The sequence below is a fragment of the Mucilaginibacter pineti genome (assembly GCF_900101875.1).
Lineage (GTDB): Bacteria > Bacteroidota > Bacteroidia > Sphingobacteriales > Sphingobacteriaceae > Mucilaginibacter > Mucilaginibacter pineti.
This window is the reverse complement of the sequence record NZ_FNAI01000003.1, coordinates 464,845-484,991: the sequence shown is the minus strand read 5'-3', so window position 1 is coordinate 484,991 and position 20,147 is coordinate 464,845. Positions and strand designations below refer to the sequence as shown.

Here is a 20,147-nt window from a genome sequence, read left to right as displayed (position 1 = left end):
AGCACACTCAATTTGGCTGAGGGTAAAAAGTATGACCATTTATTTATAATAGTGTTTATTCCGTTTTTATAATGCAGCATATAATAAAGAAAATTGCGCTGGCTGTTGTTTTTACAATTGCAACAAGTTTATGCTGCAGCAAGTTAAAGGCTCAAAACGTCCCTGCTATTTTTTTACATACTGATAAAGGGGCTTATTTTCCGGGAGATACCATCTGGTTTAAAGGGTATATCTTAAAAAAAGGGTTATTGGACAGTACAGTTCAGAACTTGTATATCGACTGGGGAACTGCTTCGGACTCTGTTATCCAGCATAATGTATACATAGTATCTGGTGGCGTTGCGCCGTGTCAATTTGTTATTCCCAGTAATTACACCAACTTGGCTTTAAATTTGAATGCTTATACAGCAGCGATAGCCGGTCAACAGGAACTGGCTTATTTTAAGTCGATCCCTATATTACAAAAAGTATCGTCGCTGCAAAAGCCGGCAGCAAATAACTATTTCCTTTCTATTTATCCCGAGGGAGGTGTTTTTTTGAGCGGGGTAAATAACCGTTTGATCTTTCGATCTTATGACAGCAGCGGACAACCAATAGAGATTTCCGGCAAAATTGTGGATGCAAACGAAAAAGAGGTTATGACATTTTCCAGTGAAGGTAAAGGCCTGGCAGAGCTTCGGATTATGGGTGTCGACCAACAACTTACGGTTATATGGCATGGCCCGGATGGCCGCGAATTAAGGAACAGGATACCGCCTGTACAGAAACAAGGGGTAAAACTCGGTATATGGGAACTGCAGGATACGATAAATATATCTTTGTTTGCATTAAGCGGGAAACGCGATCCACAGACCTATACCTTAGATTGCCGCTTAAACCGTGCGCAGGTATTTAAACAGAATATTTCTTTGCAATCAGGACAGCGGAATGAAATCAAACTACCTAAACACGATTTGGAGGCTGGGGTGTTGCAATTTACCGTACTGGACCAGCAGGGAACCAAGCTGGCCACCACTGCCCTGATGACTGGAGAAGAGGTGAAACTCCTGGAACCGGAAATTGAATTCAAGGAGATCTCAAAGCTGGCAAAAGGGCGCAATAGCTTCAGTGTACACCTGCCGCAAGGCGAAGAGGCTAATATGTCTGTATCCATTACAGATATCGAGGTTCCGGTTGACAGTACCCATACCATCGTTGATGCCGCATTATTCGGCTCCATGAGCGTGCACAGGATAACCAATCCCTATACCTATTTCAGCAACAGCAAAACACTTGACAGGTTTGTTCAGATCAATGAATGGCAATCTGACTTTACAGCATCCGATAATTTACCAGATTTAAAAGACAGTCTGCTTTATTTAAAAGGCACCATCCTGATGAAAGATAAGGAGATGGAACAGATGAACAAACGATTGGCAAAATTAAAGGCTCAAAGAATGAAAGACAACAAACCGGTACGCGGGGCTTCTTTCGGTTACCGGGCAATTGCCGACAGTGTAATGAGATACCAGGAGATTTTCCCGGATGAAAAGGGCAGTTTCCAGCTTAAAGGGCTGTATTTTTTCGATTCTCTTCTTGTACGGCTCACACAAGTAGAGCAGGATATAAAGTTTATGCCATTCAAAGTCAATTATTCTTTTTCACCCATATCCAAACCCGAGCGGTTGTACTCCCCTGCTTTAGCAGATGACCGATCACCGGGATCCGGGTTTTATGATCAGCTATTGAATTATAACCCGCAATTTTATAAAGATGGGCTTGGCGTAATGCGGTTAAAGGATGTAAATATCCAGGGTACCCGGCTCTCGCCAAGGCTGAGGAGGATGGACAAATTTTACGCCAAAGGCTGGTATTCCCGGCAAGGAATCCTGTCATTAGATGTACAAAGCGACCCTAATCTCGTCAACATTTACAGCATGGAAGATTATCTCAGATACCTGTATATTAAATACCCTATTCTAAACAAGATAAGGGCGGTTTATTCTGTTAATAATTTTTTTAATGTACTGCTTCCTGAAGATATCAGCCAGATAGCATATATTAAGGTTTTTGATACATTTCCAGAAAATCCCAAAGCGGGTGGTGTCATTGCGTTTTATACCACGGGGCCCGATGGTGCAAACAGGGACCTCGGCCGGATCATAGACATACAAACCGTTGGCGGGTATGTCAACATAAAACCATACCAATACCGCACGTACAAAACCGACGAAAAAAATGAACTAGATGATTATGATAACAGGCAAACACTGTATTGGAACCCGCTTTTTATCGTAAAAAACAAACCCGACCAGATCGAATTTTATAACAATAATAAACCCAGGGGATACCGGATAACAATCCAGGGTGTTAGTAAAACCGGAAAGCTGATATACTACCAAAAAACGATTAAATGATAAACTCATTCCCAAAAAGTATCGGGTTGATTGTGGCTGGTACTCTTTAAAGGACATTCTGCTGATTTATCTGCCATAAATGGAGAGAGATTCCCGCCATCGATACGGCAAGGTAAAAAAGAAATTACGGGCGATATGGCGAACAATCTCCCCTATTCGGGAGGAGAAAGTACTATTCGAAGTGTGCAGGGGAATCCGGGGCTGTAATTTAAAAACGCTAAAAAAACGATTGTTTTATTTATGGAGCGATTATTGCGGCTAATTAATTTTCAATTACCTGTCTACTTTTAATCATTACTAATCTTCAGCTGCCACGGCAGCCTTATGGATATCCCCAATTTAGCAAAGCAATTAATTATTGCCAACCAGGAAAAAGCAAAGTTCGAAGCAGAATTGATCCTGGCTAACATCGAGTTGGATTTCCAGAACGAGGAAAAACTGAAACGGGCGGAAGAACTCACCATTGCCAACAAGGAACTCGATTTTCAAAACAGCGAAAAGGCGAACCGTGCGGCAGAACTCATTATTGCCAATAAAGAACTTGCGTTCCAAAATTCTGAGAAAGAAAAACGTGCCGCCGAACTGGTTATTGCATATACACAGCTTGATGTACAAAACCGGGAACGCGAAAAACGTGCTGCAGAACTGATACTGGCCAATACCGAACTCATCTTTCAAAATCGGGAAAAAGAGAAGCGCGCGGCGGAGCTCATCATAGCTAATGAAGAATTATTACTGCAAAACAGGCTAAAGGAAAAACTGGCCGCAGAGCTCATCATCGCCAATAAAGAACTGATTTACCAAAACCTGGAAAAGGAAAAGCGGGCACACGAATTGGTGATCGCTAATAAAAAGCTGATTTTCGAAAACCAGGAAAAAGGAAAACGCGCCGCAGAACTTATAATTGCCAATATCGAACTGGATTTTCAGGACGAGGAAAAGGAAAAACGGGCGGCCGAACTCATCATTGCGCTCAAAGAACTGGGTTTTCAGGATGAAGAAAAAGGAAAACGGGCAGCCGAACTCATCATCGCCAACCGCGAATTATTGGTTCAAAAGCTAGAGAAGGAACGGCGTGCTGTAGCCGAAGCAAAAAAGGACGAGTTTTTTAACATGGTTAGTCATGAATTTAAAACCCCCTTAACCAATATAAAAGCCATTCACCAGCTTTTAGAAAAGAAAACGGATAAAGCAGATAAGATATACCCATTTTTAGCCAATGCGAGCAATAGCATCAAGCGACTGGAAAAACTAATCGCAGATTTATTAGATGTAACCAAGATCAATTCAGGTCAGATCGATCTCAACATAGCGGCATTTTATTTTGCCGATGCGTTAACCAACAGCATTGCCAATGTGGAGTTAACCGCCGATAAACATGAGATCATACTTGAAAACACGGTTGAATTACTGTATCCCGGCGACCAGTTTAGGATTGAACAGGTGCTGATAAACCTGCTAACCAACGCCATTAAATATTCGCCGGATGCCACCCTGGTTATTGTAAGCGCAAAAACAGATGCCAAACACATTATTGTAACGGTACAGGATTTTGGCATAGGTATAGCTAAAAAAGATATCGACCAGTTATTTCAGCGTTTTTACCGGGTAAGTGAAATAGCTATGAATTACCAGGGCGTGGGTTTAGGCCTATATATAGCCGCCGAGATAGTCAGAAAGCACAAGGGCACATTTTCAATTGAAAGCGAACCCGGCAAAGGCAGCAGCTTTAAGTTTAGCCTGCCGCTATAGTTCAACCTGATTTTTGCAAGGTATTGTAAAAGTTGCAAAAAAAAGCGCAGGAAATTCCCGCGCCTTTTCGCATTGCCAATTGTTCCTGCTAAACAACCAGCATATTGCATTTATAACCTACCAGGTAGGTTTTCTTTTGCAACATAGCAGGCAGATAAGATGTTGCTATATTATAAACCATACGCACTTATTTCACCCATAACCATATTATTCTCTGGCCCGCTTACACCAACAAACTTAAAATACCTTGCTTTGGGGTTATTGGGGATCAGATATCGCTGTTCGCCATTAATTAAACGGTTAAAATTAAATATGCCCTGGTCTGCCCAGTTTACATTGTCTGTACTGGTAAAAAACTGAATTTTATCAGGTGCGCGGGAATCTCCACCGGTTTCAAAAGTGGTGCGCCAAACGCCAAATTGGGTAATTGTGCGCTCTACACCCATGTCTATCGTTGCAAAATGCGGATAGCTGGAGCATCCGGCACATGAATGCCAGCGTGTTGCATCGGTACCATCAATAAAATTGGTTACGGTATTATCACTACCCGGATGCTGGCTCGAAAAAGCAATTATCTTCCAGTCTTTCTTGTCAAATGCAAACAAACCACCACCTGAATAACTGGTGTAAAAATTATCAATACTCAGAGAATCAGGCTTAAATATTGTTCTGAACTGATAATTTGTACCAGGTTTAAGATCAGTTATTTCTGAAGTTTTTAAATCCACCGAAAATGTTTTGTACTTAACATTTCCAGCAACATCTGTGTATTTAACTTCTGATGCAAAAGCTCCGTTTGATACATCGGCTCCGCCCCAATTTATGGTGAGGACTCCCTTAGCATTTATTATCGTTGAATTTACGGGTCTGGTTAATAACTGGGCCTGGTATTTTACGCCATAAGAGCCGCCTACCACTTCTACCGGTATAGATGAATTTCCCTTTCCATCATACGTGCGGATTACAAACGTGTAATTTTTTTCGTCCAGATTTTCAATCATTGCGCTTATGGTATCCCCGGCCGGCGGAATATCAACAGCCAAGGAATCTGCAAAATTATTCCAGAAAATTTTGGCTTTTACTACCGACGGATCCGCCCCTCTTAGCCAGGCTATCTTTATCCGGTTTAAGCCCGAATATGCTTTTGGTGAAGTAGCTTTTCCTGTATATGTTAATCCACCGGGAACTACGTATTGTTTGTAAGTTGCATCCATTTTGGTGCAAGCTGAATAAAGGCCGATTGTAACGAGTAATATAAGCCCGATATGCAATATTTTTTTCATAATATGATTTTATGAGTAATTAAGTAAAATACCTATTGTACTATTTGGCCAAAGAAAGTCATCTCCATGATTACAACCTGCCCGGGGCTACTATATGTTTCTAATGATTTTAAACGCAGGTAGCGCACCGCAGGCGGCTGAACATCGAAATTAAAATCGGCCCCCAGGTTGGTAGCGTAGTTGATATCTTCATTAGTTTTTTGGCCCAAAGGCAAGCCCGATGGTTTAAATGTTGTAAAACTTCCCAACAGGCTCCACTGCGTCCATCCGCCATCCGGATCCGGAGAGTTTGAACCCCATAGTTCAAAGTTTTTTAACCCAGATCCTGTATAACAATGGTCATTAGGTTCCATCCACTGTTTAAACCTGCTTAGCAATACCTTTTTGCCCAGATCAATGGTGATCCACTGTGGAAGTGATGAGGCATTTGATGAAGCATAAATGCGCCTGTCTGCCAGCCCGTTCCATATATTTTCAATGTTAAAACCCGGGTCAGCAAGTTCAGTCTGATCGGTAGGAAGCACCAATTTACTGAAGGTATTTTTCGGAATTTCGATCTCAAATTTCGGGGTGAGTGTTTTAATCAATGTATCTGATTTGTTATTCCAGCGGTCGCGAAGAAATACTGCGAATTTTTGGGGTTTGGATTCAAATCCACGGGCAGCAAAGTTACCGGCTGTGGCTGCTGTATAAAAAGTTCTTACGGTTACCCAGTTGTTGTTACCGGTTGTATCCCTCAATACCACTATTGCCAAATCTGCCTTATCGGGGTTTTTAAATGATACGTTTACACCACCAAATGTTTCCGTAAAATTTGATGTTTTAAATACCGACCTAACAGGCGGCGTTTTTGGTATCACATCAACTGAAATGGGCTCAGAGATCTTTTCGTTATTCCCCACGCTGTATATCTTCACGGAATGTTTTAAAGTATCGCCAAAACCCACCAAACGCAGTGTATCTGTATATCTTGATGATTTTGCTTCTCTGAAAACACCCGGCTGTATTTCATATACGGCCTTTACGTAAGCTAAATTCCCATCTGCAGGAAGCGTATAGGTTAGGATGCCTCCCCCTGGGGTTGGGTCAACCTTTACTGCACTGATTTGTGCCGGGGCGGGCAAACTGGAATCTACAAAATCTAACCTTCCTTCTTTTGAACAGCCGCACCATAAAAGGGCGATGAACAATCCTCCGATAAAATATAATTTTTTCATTTTTCTGTTTAATTGAGTGTGCGTTACCAGCCTAAGTTTTGAACCAAATTTCTGTTAGCCGTCATGTTGCCCTCGGCAATGGGCCAGAAGTAATCTTTTGCCCCAAACGTTTGGTTATAAAGCACCGTAATCCGGTAATAGGATATGGCAGTTGTTTGTGAAAGATCCCAGCCTTTAATAGGGTTGTTTAACTCTTTAGCAGATTCTTTCCAGCGGCGAAGATCCCATAACCGTTGCGACTCGAAAGCCAGTTCGATAAGGCGTTCCTGGTGAATAATAGCACGCATACCATCCTGATTTTGAAATTTTACCGGATTAGTGGAGAAATTTGTCCACGATGATGCCACGGTACCTAAACCGGCACGTTTCCTAACTAAATCAATGTATTTGTTTACCTCCGGCGACGGTCCTTCTGATTCGTTCAACGCTTCAGAATACAATAAATACAGATCAGATAAACGCATTATAGGATAAGGATAGTCAACAACCGAATAATCGTTTGATGAATTGATGGTATTCTGAAAGTTTATCAGTTTTTTAAGGTTATATCCGGTTATGGTATTATAACCATATTTGCCTTTACCATTCCGCTGTTTAAATTTGCCTTCTAAATAAAATAAGTCCGTAGGTTTTTTATCATCAAAACGGCCCTGGCCATAATAAACCCCTCCGTCAAAGCCCAGATCTGCGTAAAACCTTGGTTCCCTGTCAAAATGCAGCGCGGCAGTAGTGTAACCTTTGCGTATGTACAATTTATCGGCATCTTCGGCAGTACGTAAGGCATAACGCCCGCTATAATCCCATGTTTTATCTTCGTCGATAGGTACGCCATTACCAGTATAAAACATTTCGGCAATTTTTAAAGGAGGCGATAGTTCACCCCTTGTAATAACCCCGTCAAGGTATAAAGGATCCCACCAGCTGGATACCAATCGTTGTAAATCGCCGGTGTTGGCCTGGGTATTGGCCCAGATGATCTCGCTGTTCCATTTCTCTGTAACAGCGTTTCTTATGCTTAACTGTGTTTTAATGGTATCTGTAAGCGTAAATTGCTGAAAGGCAGGATTATAAACGTACAGTTTTATACCGGCCGACTCGCAGACATCTATGGCTCTTTTACAGGCCGTAGCCGCAGAATCCCATTTAACTTTTGAAAAAGTAGTGTTAAACAGCTGCGTTCCGTTCGGATTTTTTAAGCTGGCCTGATCTGTATTGCCATTAAATAACGGACTGGCTGCTGTAACCAATACCTTAGCTTTTAAGGATAATGCAATTGGCCGGGTAATGCGTCCTGCTTCGGTAGTTGGGCTGATGATTGTTAACGGCAGTGCCGGTGCGGCCTCGTCAAGAAGCTGTGCAATGTAACTAAAACAAGAATCTACAGGATCACGAACAACCTTTACCTGGTTTACATCTGCCGATATAGGCAGGTTAGTTTTGATTAGCGGGATAGGTCCGTACATCCTAACTAAATTGAAATGGTAATAGGCTTTAAGGAATTTCACTTCAGAAATCCAGCGACGACGCTCTGTTTCCTGCATATCGGGTACTTTCTCAATGTTTTCAAGAAAAATATTGCAATCTCTGATTCCCTGGTACATTGACTGAAACCTATCGCCCAGCGGGCCTACCTTACTTTGAAAGCCTTTGGCCATATCCAAATAAGCGCCCCTTTCAGGAATTTCCCATAGCTCATCGCCACCAACTATTGCCGGATCATCACCCAATTGGCCATTTTTTGGCATAAAGGAGTAACAGGTAAATAAAAACTTCATGGCCTGCGTACGCATGGTAAACGCATTATCTATAGTGGCCACATTATCGGGAACTACATCTAAAAACTTTTTGCAGGACGTAATTGCTGTTAAAAAGAGCAATATGCACGTTCCGATTATTATATATTTTCTCATAATATGTGTGTTTATGAATTTAACAGGTGTAAATAAATTGTGCCTAAATGGTGTTACCTTATTGACATGTTTAAACCAACATTAAACACGCGTTGAATGGGATAACCAAGGCCATCGCCGCCCATTTCCACATCCCATAACTTAAATTTGCTGAAGTTGAGCAGGTTACTCGCATTTACATAAACCCTGAAATTAGAGAGGTGCAGGCTTTTCTGTATACTTTGAGGAAGCTTATAGCCAAGTTCAACTTGCTTGAGGCGTAAAAACGAACCATCGCGCATGAACCAGGTACTTGTTTGGTTATTGTTGTTATTAATATCCGGACTTAACCTTGGCCAAAGTGCATAAACATCACGCGAATCCTCAGACCAATGGCTATCGGCATAAGCTTTTAGTAATTGGGTTTGATTGTTAAAGGGTGATGTGCTGTTGGCATCAATCCAAAACGATTCATTTGCCAATCCCTGGAAAAAAGCCGAAAAATCAAAGTTTTTATAACCGCTTGAAAATCCAAACCCATAAACTATTTCCGGTAATCTTGGATTGCCAATGGGCACACGATCTGCTTCGGTAATCTGGCCATCGCGGTTTATATCAGTATATTTAATATCTCCGCCACCGTAGGGTCCAAAATTTTGCTTAGGAGAGTTTAATGCTTCTGCATCGTCAACAAACAACCGCTCGGCAATATATCCGTACTCCTGAAAAATAGGGTGCCCTATACGGCTGCGGTATTTTTCGTCATAAACAGGTTCTTCGTAAACGGTGTATTTGCTCTTTGCATAGGTAAAGTTTCCCGTAGCCGAAAACCAAAAATCCTTGCCTACATTTTGTTGATACTCTATAGAAATATCAGTTCCTTTTCCTGAAGCCTCACCCACATTTGACCTTACATCGGCCGTTAAACCCATGGTAACCGGGATGGATGCACGCGACATGAGGATGTTCTTACGTTTTTCGGAATAAACCTCGGCGGTTATCTTTAACTTATTGAAAAGTCCAATTTCAAGCGCGAGATTTGTTTTTGTTGATCGTTCCCATGTAATATCGTCATTGGCATACCGGGAAATATCAACACCATTTAAATAAGTGTTTGCACCTTGACCATTTCCAAAAGTAGCGCCTCTGTAATTCGCGTTCATATTAACATTAGAGAGGTAAAAGAAACGATCTGCCGGTGACCCAATTGCATCGTTTCCGATAAAGCCATAAGTAGCCCTTAGCCTAAGATTGTTAACAACCGGTTTAATGTCTTCGAAGAATTTTTCATTAAATATACTCCAGGCGATACCGGCAGATGGGAAATAACCAAAACGGTGTTTTTGGGAAAAGCGTTCTGAACCGTTGTAACCAAAGTTATATTCAACATAATAGCGGCTATCGTAATTGTAGGTTGCCCTGCCCGATAATCCTATGTTCCTGAATGGAAGGGATTGCTGAAGATCAGGGGCATTTGCGCTGATGTTATTTTGCATCATGTATACCAGCAAACCACTAAAGCCGTGCTTTTTAAATTGATGGTTATAACTCAACATCGCTTGCGCGTAAAAAGTAGAGTTAAGTTCTCTGCCTCCCTGGTTATAATCCAGGTATTCTGTTGCGGTGGTTTCGTTAATGTTTTTTATGAAATAAGTATTGGCAACCGGATCATACCCGGTAAGCGTATATAAGTATGGATTGTAGGCCCTTCTCACATCAAAATATGAGGTGCGGTTGATATTCATCATGGCACTTAAAGTAAGGCCATCTGTTAAACTTGCCAGGTCCTGTTTGGCTTCTAACTGTGCCAGCATCAACGACCTTGAAGAGTTCATATAGCCCTTGGTCATATCTGCGTAAGGGTTTATATATTGACCCTGGTCATAATTTCCATACATGATGTGTTTTACAAAGGCATGATCAGCATCAATGGGATAATATTGAGGGAATAACACCGGGTTTGAGCGTACTACTTTTCTGTACATTTCCGCTCCGCCATCTAAAGGACCGGTATAATCGTCAAAGTTGCCGCTTAAACGGACAATCATTTCGGTAGTTTTAGTAAGATTAACCGTAATGTTAGATCGAAGGGAATAACTTGTTAAATCAATATTGTTATTAAAGTTGTTCCGGTGATCTACTTTCAGCATACCATTATCCTTATTTATAGATCCTGAAATAAAGTATTTTGCAACATCCCCTCCCCCGCTTACATTTAAGTTTGCACGCTGGTTCATGGTGTAATTTTTAAAAATCTGCTTTTTCCAATCGTTAGCCGGGTATATAATAGGGTTTAGTCCTGCAGCGGTGTTTGCAATCTTCTCGTCGCTATACAGGGTTATACCCAACGGGTTACGCGTTAATATAGCTTCGTTAGATTGTTTCATGTAAGTAACGGGATCGGCCAATTCAATATCCCTTACTGAAGTTGATACCGAATTTTCTAACCGAAACGCAATTTGGGCTTTGCCCACCTTACCTTGTTTAGTGGTTACCAAAATTACCCCGTTGGCTCCGCGCGCGCCATATACTGCGGTTGAGGTAGCATCTTTTAAGATAGAGAAACTGGCAATATCGTCTGGTTGTAAACGGGCAAGGTCTGTTGTGCTCAATTCCATTCCATCAATTAGTATTAATGGGTTATTTTTATAACCGAACGTTGTAACACCACGAATAAAGAAGTCTGCATTATCCCTACCCGGCTCGCCACTACGCTGAAATGCAATTAAGCCCGCAGCACGACCTGCCAAAGCAGTTGTCAGGTTACTTGATGGTATTTTAAGCTCAGAAACCTTAATAGAAGTTACCGAACCAACCAGATCGGTTTTCTTTTGTGTACCGAAAGCTACAACCACTACCTCACCTAATGCATTGTCGGCAGCTTTTAGCGTTACATTAATAACAGTTTTACCATCTACAGGCACTTCTTGGGTAGTATAACTAACAAAAGAAAATACCAGTACCGCGTTGTTATCCGGCACATCTAAAACAAACTTTCCGTTCGCATCGGTTTTTGTTCCTAAGCCGGTACCTTTAACCTTTATAGTTACACCGGGTAAAGTACCCGTTGAATCCCTCACTGTTCCCGTTACCGCAATTTTTGGGATCTCTGCGGCGATTTCCTTAAAAACCGCCCTTGCAGACTTCTTCTTAACAATAATAGTTTGTTGTTCAATAAGATAAGTAACCGGTTGTCCTTCAAAACATTTTTGCAGCGCATAGTCAACAGACGCATTTTTAAGATCCAGGTTAATTAATTTGGCTTCTTTCAACGAATTTGGATTGTAAAGGATATTAAAGCCGGTTTGGGCCTTTATCTCTTTCAAAATATTTTCGAGTGTTGCTTCTTTTACCGTCAGGTTCACTTTTTGCCCGTAACTGGCTGCGCTGACCTGTAAAAGTGTGGCAATTAATAAAATAATGGTAAGCTTCATTATCTTGATGAATTTGAGCATTATGCGGGAGTTTATGCCGCAACAAAATGCCGTATAAGTTTTATACATTTGAGATTAGGTTTATGAAATGAAAGTTGTTCTTTAACGGGAATGATTTCAATAGGCCAACGTTGGCCAGGGGTGTAGCAAGCACTCCTGGTTTTGTTTTTCCTTAAAGCTTAGTAAGGTTAATTCATATTTCTTCTCCTTTCATTGTTTAGGCAGGTTATTGTTATCCTTAAATGAAAACCCGCTTACAGCTTCCTCTTTGTTTTATTGAAAAACAGGATGCCATACAGCTCATTTTAGTATTGGTTGTTGTAAAGACGGACGTCGTAAAAAAAAGGGGGGATTGATTTTTTATTAATTGAATATTAATATTACATATTAACAAGGGCTGGTATTTAAGGTGTTACCCCAACAGATAGGAAGCAAACGAAATAGCAAATTCCAGCCCGATATACCGGGATTAAATGGCGCAAACTGAACAGTTGCCCATTAACAGCTATAGTAAATTAAGCTGCACGCGTTGCTAAATGAAAAAGATTGTGAGCGGATATTAAGAAACGGTAATCTTATGGCCCTTTATGGTAAAACTAACACTTTCGGTTAACTGCAGCATCTTCAGCACTTCGGTTACGTTGGTATATTTTGATATTACACCAGAAAAACTCTTGCCGCGCATATCTCCCTGGTAATCCACTTCAATATTATACCACCTGCTAATCTTTCGCATTACAACATGAATATCTTCATTATCAAACTGAAAGAAACCATTTTTCCATGCCGTAGCTGCGGCAGTATCAGCCGCACTTACCTTAAAATTACTACGATCCAGATCTGACTGTTGCCCTGGTTTCAACATCACCGCATTAATGGCGGCATGCTGGTCATCACCCGTTAATGCATTAACTTTTACGGACCCTTCAAGCAAAGTAGTCTTCACGCTATTCTCTTCGTGGTAATCGTTTACATTAAACCTGGTACCCAATACCTCTATTCTTTGCCGGTTACTTAAAACAACAAAGGGGAGTTTTCCGGTTTTATTTACTTTCTCTTTATGGGCCAAAACTTTAACCACCTCAAAATAAGCCTCACCGGTTAACTCAACCAAGCGTTCATTTGACGCAAAACGTGTTGGAAATTTTATGGATGATGCAGCATTTAGCCAAACCTTTGATCCATCGGGAAGCACCACTTGGTATTGGCCTCCATCGGGCGTGGTGATGGTGTTAAATAAGGGTTGGTCTGTGGCAGGATCGGTGGTTTCAGAAGCAGCATTTGCCTGATAAACTATCATCCCTTCCTTTGTTTTTTTTATGGTGAAGTTAGCCTGGGCGGCTATAGCTCCATTAGCGGCATCTGCCAAATTAATTCTTTTACCATTACTCAATATCAAAACAGCCTTATTACCTCCAGCAGAAATTTTTTGCTGATGGTTATCAGTTAGCAGTTCTTTTGATGTATCCTTTTTAAAAACATAAGCGCCGATAGCAAGGAACAATAGCATGCCGGCAGCTATATACCATCTATGCAGCTGCCATACATTTTTTTTGTTGACTTTTTTTGACGGTTGATCGGCATTTAAAATAGCCTCCAATTGCCGGTTCAGCAATTCTCCGGATACTTCATCTGTTGTTGGGTCGTACTCGGTTTGCTTTAATTGCTCTTCGGCCAACTGGCGGAAAAAACCATCATAGGACCTGTCTGACAGCAATTCCAATAGCTGATCTGCTTCCTTTTCGGTGCATTCATTTTTTACCAGTTTTTCAAAAAGAAGTGATAATTCCCTGTAGTTCATCTATCAGCAGTTATACTATTGTACTAAAGACGTAATTAAAATAAAAATGGGGGGCTCAATCAATCGAATTAAAAACTGTGCACCAATTAATAGGGTAAAACTATGCAAAAACAAAACATCAAAAATGTAACAATTTCCATGTTTTTAACCATGTACGATTTTACGGTGTTTTTTGCTTTACAAAGATATTCTTTTACCGTATGAGGCGATATGCCAAGTTTTGAGGCAGTTTCTTTATAGCTAAACCCATCAAGCTTACAGAGCTGATAAACCTGGCGCTGTTGGGGCGAAAGCTCGGCCAGTGCTTGTTCCAGGAGGTTTTCGCTTTCCTGAAAAAATATTTTTTCCTCGATGTGAGAATAATGATCTATGATTGTCGACTTAAATTGAGTCGTCATTTTTCTGTCGCTTTCCAGCTTTCTATAAAAATCACACACCAGGTGCGATCCCGCCCGGTACAAATAAGCCGAAAAATCGCGCTCATAGCTTATTGTTTCACGCTGTTGCCAAATGCGTGAAAATAAAACCTGAACCATCTCTTCCACAACTTCCTTGTCCTTCACCATCTTAAACATGTTGGCGTACATTTTAGGACTATATTTATGATACAACTGGGTAAATGCAAGAACATTTCCAGTTTTCAGCAATGCAGTAAGCTCTTTATCCGGGTTGTTAAGAGAAGAACTCATAGTATCTTTTTCATTTGAAATTGTGAAGCAACGTTTAATGACGACGCCAATCGGTTTCAGGTTTTGGATGATTTTTAATCATCAATGCTTAAATAATAAATAACTGTTTGTTAACAAATAACCACTTGATTTACTTACAATTACTTAGCCAGGTGAATATTAATTAGTAAATCAAACATAGCCAATCAGCCATTATTACTTCTTTACCAAACCACACTATCATATGTCCTTTTTGATAAAAGGTTTATGTTTTTTGATAATGCAGCTACTAAATAATAGTACTTTAAATAAAATGCATTTTATAATATTCTTGTATCGCCTGTAAGGCCCTGCAATTCAGCAGGTATAAATGGTTAGTCAAAGCTAAATTAACGCGATAAAACAACTATCCCTCTCTGTCTGACAAAAACCACCATCAAACAACATGCGATTAAATCACTGTACTACAACAGATTACTATTTAATTTATATAAAACCAACCCGTATCCAACAACTTTTAATTCGTCGGCCCCGGATTTTGCATTAATCAAAAGGGAAGATGCCGGTTCCGCATTCGATAATAATTTTCGGTGGATTAAATGGAGGTAAAACGGTAAACATTGGCTTACAAGGAGTGCTAAAGCTGCCTGCGAAAACACGTGATCTTTTTGTGAAGGGCTTCACTTATTTAATCATACACAATAATCTGCTTAATACCAGGGCAAGCGCTTTACAAATTCATTAAATGTTATTGCAAACCTATTAATTTTAATATCTTGCAATATCAATTCAGTAAGCACTCTGCTTACTATTTGTGATAAGGTTTAGGTTTAAAGCCCCCGGCGGCGAGCGCTTAGGGGGCTTTTATTAATACTTGCAACTGTGACTGTTAAAACGCGGTATTCTTTTTCTGAAATACTGAATAATTGAACATACTTTAACGAAAACCAAAAAGCCTTTAAATTAAATGATTTAAAGGCTTTTTGCTATTCATATGCAATCAGTTAAAAGATCGCCTGAATTCCAATGGCGAAAGGTTGGTTTTTGTTTTGAATAACTTACTGAACGATTGCGGATGTTCAAAGCCCAATTCATACGCCACTTCACTAACCGATAAGCTGGTAGTAGATAGTTTCTCCTTCGCCTTTTCTATAAGTTTTTGGTGGATGTGCTGCTGCGCATTTTGCCCGGTAAGGGAACGCAGCATATCGCTCAAATAACTGGGCGACAGATTCAGTGTTTGCGCAAGGTATTGAACGGTGGGGATACCTTCGCCTAACGATTTTTTATTAGCGAAATAGGCGTCCAGGATGCCTTCCAATTGTTGCAACAGGTTGCTGCTGACCGCTTTTCTGGTAATGAACTGACGTTTGTAAAAACGATCTGCATAACTAAGCAATAACTCTATTTGGGAGATGATCACATCCTGGCTAAGGTCATCTATCCGGCTGTTCAACTCCTCTTCTATCATCAGAAAAACGGAAATGATCGTTGCTTTTTCCTGATCAGACAGGTGCAGCCCTTCATTAGAAGCATAAGAAAAAAAGCCATACTGTTTGATTTTTTTCGCTAAAGGGTGATTCCACAAAAAATCCGGATGGATCAGTAAGGTATACAGCGAGCACTCCCTGCTTTCATTATTGTCGCCGGCGCCAATTAGCTGGTTAGGCGCAGCAAACAGCAAACCTCCTTCGTCAAAATCATAGTGGCCCTGCCCGTATCTGATCTTCCCGCTGAATTTTGGTCGGTACGATATTTTATAAAACTTAAGCACATGAGCACGAGGGGACTGGGAAAATTCGACCCGGGTAGTAGTATTATTGAGCAGACTGATCAGCGGATGCTTTGGTTGAGGTAAGCCCAAAGCCCGGTGCGCTTCCGATAAAGAATCGAATTGATGAGGAGTGTCTTCTTCCTTTTTCATTTTGACAATTTAGTAAAATGATAACCGATAATGGTTGCAATTACCGGTTATTATTGATTGTTTACCAATGGATTACTTTAATTGCCCTGAGCCGACGCAGAAACGGGCTGCCAGGCTTCCCAGATGGCCAAACGTTCGGCATAGGCGGCACGCATCCATGACAGGTTATGACTGCCGAGATTGAACCGCAGCGGCGGGTTTTCCGCATCGACTATCTGGAAGAGTGCCTGCGGCGTTGCATCCGGATCGCCTCTTTCCATGTCTTTTAAGCTTTCAACAAATTGTTTTTTAAAGTCGGCGTAAATGTCCAGGCCTGATGCAAACTTCAAAGAGTCCTGGCTGCCAAATTCGGTAGCATAAGCGCCGGGTTCAATGATGGTTACTTTGATGCCGAAAGCTTTAACCTCTGCGGCAAGACTCTCATGGATGGCCTCGAAAGCCCATTTTGATGAACAATAATAACCTATCACCGGCATCGTCACATGACCAAGGCCGCTGGATACACCGAGGATATGACCGCCGCCTTGTTGTCGCAGCAAGGGCAAGGCCGCTTGAATAACAGCAAGTGTGCCGAAAATATTCGTTTCATAAAGCGCCCTAACATTGTCTGCGCTGGCCTCTTCAATTGTGCCTACCAGGGAATAGCCGGCATTGTTGAGTACAATATCCAACCTGCCAAAGTGTGTATGGGCTTGCTCCACAGCAGTTTTAACCTGATCGGGCCTGGTAACGTCCAGCTCTAAAGTCAGTACGTTTGCGCCGTATTTTTCCTGAAGATCGGCTATACTTGCTAAATTACGCGCTGTTGCGGCCACCTTGTCGCCACGTTTAAGGGCGGCATCGGCCCAAACGCGTCCAAACCCACGGGAAGTGCCCGTAATAAACCAAATTTTACTATCTTTTTGATGTGTCATGATTTTATGTTTTAAATTAATAACACAACAAAGGTCAATAGATGCCGCTTACTACTTGTAGCCTAACCGGGGACTTTTGTAGCCTAAACGAGAAAATAAATGTAATATTGAAGATTACCCGATTTTAAAAGAAATATGGTTTTTATCAAAAAATGCTTTATTTTTAAAGTAAATGAAAAAAACCTATTACCTGTTATTATTTGCGCTGATGTTATCGGCAGCAACATCTAAAGCTCAAACCAGTTGGATAACAAAAAATCTGGATGAAAAAATATCCGTAAAATTTCCATCCGAACCCGAAAAGACGACCAAGAACGGCATTGATATTTACACCCTAAGAGCAAAAGACAGTATTGGCTATAGTGCTAACGTGATAGATTATAATGTTGTAGTTCATTTAGATTCAGCCGCCTTAGCACCGGTGAAGGATACCCAGCAATTTGCCGATCAAATGAAAATGGGTATAGCATCGAAAAAAACAAACTATACCTTTGGGGATATTATAATAGGCAAATGGAACACCTATACAACTTATAATATTTCCGCGACTGACAACAATAATAAAAACACATTATTGATGCGAATGATATTAATTGGCAGCAAAATGTACTCACTCTCGTGCAGGGTACCGCCTAACATGGTCACCAAAAACAACGATGTGTTTTTGGATTCATTCCGGTTATTGAAGAAATAAAACGGCTGCCTTTATCGTGCCGTACGCAATATGTAAGTGCATTGCACAGTATAATTAATTGCAGTTATTGGCAAATTGAATAGCATGCAACTTCTGCAATGTTATTATCAATTTATTTCAAATACCGTTAATACTGCCGAGTGATCAGAAGGCCATACATCATCTATCTCGGGAGCGGTTCTTATAATTTTTGAAAACATAGCCTTTAACCCGGGGCCCTTATAATACACATAATCAATACGCGAGGTTTGCATATGGCCGTAAATGGCCGCAAATGTGCCTGCAGGATAAGCCACCTCGTCCGGATGTAATATCCGATAACTATCGGTATATCCCCGCTGCAGCATTAATCTGGAAATGGGGAACTCAACCGGGCCATAACCATAATGCAAAAAAGCCGCTTTGGCTGTCCAGTCCAGGTGGCTTCCCGAATTAAAATCGCCGGCAATAATTACCGGCAACACAGGGTCTGACTGAAGTACCGGATCAATGTCCCTGTCGAGATTAGTTTGCGCATCAACGGCCCCAAGTTCCTTGTCCTCTGCGGCCCATTCTTTGGTATCCGAACCATTGTTAGGGTAAGAGCCGGTGTATTCATGTTTGTAGGCATACCTCAGCCACCAGTTACCTACAAGTACTTTTTTATTATTTGGTAAGGTAACTGTAGCAACATTAGAATTGAACTTTGCATTTGAGGGGTTTTCCTTTATCGGAAACCGGCTAAAAAGAGCGAGATTTTCTTTAAGCGAGGCGGTTTGCATTATAAAGCCTAAAGAATCGGCCAGCATGGTTTGTGTTCCATACGCCTCTTCCATGGTAACAATATCAGCATTCGTTTTCCGGATCAATTCTTTAACCCTGTTGGGCCCTGCTATCTTCCCCATATGCACACCACCGTGCCAAATATTCCATTGCAGCAGTTTTACGGTATTGGGGCTCGTAGCCGAATTTGGCGTAATTAATTTGAAAATATTTTCTGTTTGATCTTCCTCCGGAATATGAGCATTACCGTTCAAACGAAATGAGCTTACTTTTGCGCGCAGGGTGTTACCTATTACAGCATTTTTACTTACATCCAGCGTTACTAAAAAATAATTTACGCCATTTTTCAAGGTAAAAGCGTGGGCTGGTATCGCGGTAAAGCTGTTACTTTTCCCAGGTATTTTTCCTGTGCCAAACAATTCAACCCTGGTGGTAGAACGGGGGGACTGACCGGCATAATAAATGTGCACTTTAGTTATATCACCTAACAAAGTCGACCCGGAAAAATCCAGGTTCAATGCCGTCAGTTTCAATGGCGAGTGCGAACCGCTCACCACGACGCGCAACTTCAAAAGTTCATCATTCTTTGCATTCTGATCGGCATCCCATTCACTTTGTATAACTATTGCGTTAAACAATTCCTGCTTTTTATTAGGGCCAGCAAATAACGGATTGTTGTTTTTTACCAAATAAGCAAGCGGCAAATCTCCGTTATATTTTTTCCGGGTATTCCTGAGATGGTAGGCCTGAACTCCCTTCCCTACCAGGTTCAAACTCACATTATTCTTCAGGTCATCAAAATTGTAATAGCCTTTCAGCTTATCAAAATTGGGATGGCTGGCGGCAAGCGGTTGATGCATCCACTTACGCAGGATAGCTCCTGAGAGCGCGCAAGTCCAGATCCTTACCTCATCAATACAGCCGCCAAAACCGGTTGAATCTATATCGCTGGTACCTATCTCGCCGGGTAAGATATCCGTAGCCGATTTCTTTGATGCTATTTCCTTAGCGTCAAGATATAACTTTGTTTCAACCCCGTTACAACTTACTGCTACATGGTGCCATTTATCATCCAGTGCTGCCGGGGCTATAATATCAGCTTTTGAACTGTACAGCCGCCCATTTTTAAGCATTAAGGGTAACTGATCTATCGTATTAACTTCTCCATATTCGCCTGTTCCGATAATAGCTTCTGTATTTTTCCAGGGCTTACCGTCACCTTTAATCCAGGCTTCGAGTGTCCATTGCCCTTTAATAATATCCATACCAATACAGGGATTATTGTCCTTGCCATCTAAACATAAAGCAAAATTACCTGCCTGGCTCCTGGCAGTTACAGCCATAAGTATTAAACAACTTGCTACCAGGAGCGCTTTTATTTTTTTCATGTTTATTTTTTATAGGAAATAAGAC

The 20,147-nt window shown here is 41.2% G+C and carries 12 protein-coding genes; 3 read left to right on the top strand and 9 right to left on the bottom strand.

Annotation, left to right across the window (positions count from 1 at the left end; all coding sequences use genetic code 11):
• Positions 1-71: 71 nt before the first annotated feature.
• Together BLS59_RS10230 and BLS59_RS10225 are read left to right on the top strand one after the other, a co-directional pair.
• Positions 72-2,396: a hypothetical protein gene (locus BLS59_RS10230; protein WP_091148635.1), complete on the top strand. Its 2,325-nt coding sequence runs from the start codon at positions 72-74 to the stop codon at positions 2,394-2,396.
• A 324-nt stretch (positions 2,397-2,720) separates the two neighbouring features.
• Positions 2,721-4,148, top strand: a complete 1,428-nt coding sequence (locus tag BLS59_RS10225) for an ATP-binding protein (RefSeq protein WP_091148633.1) — start codon at positions 2,721-2,723, stop codon at positions 4,146-4,148.
• Positions 4,149-4,318: 170 nt separating this feature from the next.
• On the opposite strand, the gene BLS59_RS10220 is transcribed toward BLS59_RS10225, so the two are convergent.
• From BLS59_RS10220 to BLS59_RS10180, 8 genes are all read right to left on the bottom strand, one after another.
• Positions 4,319-5,431 carry a DUF4998 domain-containing protein gene (locus BLS59_RS10220; protein ID WP_091148630.1) on the bottom strand — a complete coding sequence of 371 codons (1,113 nt, stop codon included), beginning with the start codon at positions 5,429-5,431 and terminating at the stop codon, positions 4,319-4,321.
• Between the two features lie 32 nt (positions 5,432-5,463).
• Complete coding sequence (locus tag BLS59_RS10215; RefSeq protein ID WP_091148628.1) at positions 5,464-6,648, bottom strand: DUF5000 domain-containing lipoprotein; 1,185 nt, start codon at positions 6,646-6,648, stop codon at positions 5,464-5,466.
• 23 nt (positions 6,649-6,671) lie between these two features.
• Positions 6,672-8,558 (bottom strand): RagB/SusD family nutrient uptake outer membrane protein, encoded by a 1,887-nt coding sequence (locus BLS59_RS10210; protein ID WP_091148626.1) that lies wholly within the window; start codon positions 8,556-8,558, stop codon positions 6,672-6,674.
• Between the two features lie 53 nt (positions 8,559-8,611).
• Complete coding sequence (locus BLS59_RS10205) at positions 8,612-11,992, bottom strand: TonB-dependent receptor (protein ID WP_240315209.1); 3,381 nt, start codon at positions 11,990-11,992, stop codon at positions 8,612-8,614.
• A 538-nt stretch (positions 11,993-12,530) separates the two neighbouring features.
• Complete coding sequence (locus BLS59_RS10200) at positions 12,531-13,772, bottom strand: FecR family protein (protein WP_091148620.1); 1,242 nt, start codon at positions 13,770-13,772, stop codon at positions 12,531-12,533.
• A gap of 86 nt (positions 13,773-13,858) precedes the next feature.
• Positions 13,859-14,461 carry an RNA polymerase sigma factor gene (locus BLS59_RS10195; protein WP_091148618.1) on the bottom strand — a complete coding sequence of 201 codons (603 nt, stop codon included), beginning with the start codon at positions 14,459-14,461 and terminating at the stop codon, positions 13,859-13,861.
• A 979-nt stretch (positions 14,462-15,440) separates the two neighbouring features.
• Positions 15,441-16,364, bottom strand: a complete 924-nt coding sequence (locus tag BLS59_RS10185; protein WP_091148613.1) for a helix-turn-helix domain-containing protein — start codon at positions 16,362-16,364, stop codon at positions 15,441-15,443.
• A 77-nt stretch (positions 16,365-16,441) separates the two neighbouring features.
• The gene (locus BLS59_RS10180; RefSeq protein WP_091148610.1) at positions 16,442-17,278 is read right to left on the bottom strand and encodes an SDR family NAD(P)-dependent oxidoreductase; all 837 of its coding nucleotides are present in this window, start codon (positions 17,276-17,278) and stop codon (positions 16,442-16,444) included.
• Between the two features lie 172 nt (positions 17,279-17,450).
• On the opposite strand from BLS59_RS10180, the gene BLS59_RS10175 reads away from it, so the two are divergent.
• Positions 17,451-17,972 (top strand): hypothetical protein, encoded by a 522-nt coding sequence (locus BLS59_RS10175; RefSeq protein ID WP_091148607.1) that lies wholly within the window; start codon positions 17,451-17,453, stop codon positions 17,970-17,972.
• A 107-nt stretch (positions 17,973-18,079) separates the two neighbouring features.
• Here BLS59_RS10175 and BLS59_RS10170 read toward each other — a convergent pair whose 3' ends face one another.
• Positions 18,080-20,122 carry a BNR-repeat neuraminidase N-terminal domain-containing protein gene (locus BLS59_RS10170; RefSeq protein WP_091148604.1) on the bottom strand — a complete coding sequence of 681 codons (2,043 nt, stop codon included), beginning with the start codon at positions 20,120-20,122 and terminating at the stop codon, positions 18,080-18,082.
• Between the last annotated feature and the right edge of the window lie 25 nt (positions 20,123-20,147).

Coding starts and splice junctions, on each gene's coding strand:
- BLS59_RS10230 (WP_091148635.1), top strand. CDS start 72: ATGCAGCATATAATAAAGAAAATTGCGCTGGCTGTTGTTTTTACAATT.
- BLS59_RS10225 (WP_091148633.1), top strand. CDS start 2,721: ATGGATATCCCCAATTTAGCAAAGCAATTAATTATTGCCAACCAGGAA.
- BLS59_RS10220 (WP_091148630.1), bottom strand. CDS start 5,431: ATGAAAAAAATATTGCATATCGGGCTTATATTACTCGTTACAATCGGC.
- BLS59_RS10215 (WP_091148628.1), bottom strand. CDS start 6,648: ATGAAAAAATTATATTTTATCGGAGGATTGTTCATCGCCCTTTTATGG.
- BLS59_RS10210 (WP_091148626.1), bottom strand. CDS start 8,558: ATGAGAAAATATATAATAATCGGAACGTGCATATTGCTCTTTTTAACA.
- BLS59_RS10205 (WP_240315209.1), bottom strand. CDS start 11,992: ATGCTCAAATTCATCAAGATAATGAAGCTTACCATTATTTTATTAATT.
- BLS59_RS10200 (WP_091148620.1), bottom strand. CDS start 13,772: ATGAACTACAGGGAATTATCACTTCTTTTTGAAAAACTGGTAAAAAAT.
- BLS59_RS10195 (WP_091148618.1), bottom strand. CDS start 14,461: ATGAGTTCTTCTCTTAACAACCCGGATAAAGAGCTTACTGCATTGCTG.
- BLS59_RS10185 (WP_091148613.1), bottom strand. CDS start 16,364: ATGAAAAAGGAAGAAGACACTCCTCATCAATTCGATTCTTTATCGGAA.
- BLS59_RS10180 (WP_091148610.1), bottom strand. CDS start 17,278: ATGACACATCAAAAAGATAGTAAAATTTGGTTTATTACGGGCACTTCC.
- BLS59_RS10175 (WP_091148607.1), top strand. CDS start 17,451: ATGAAAAAAACCTATTACCTGTTATTATTTGCGCTGATGTTATCGGCA.
- BLS59_RS10170 (WP_091148604.1), bottom strand. CDS start 20,122: ATGAAAAAAATAAAAGCGCTCCTGGTAGCAAGTTGTTTAATACTTATG.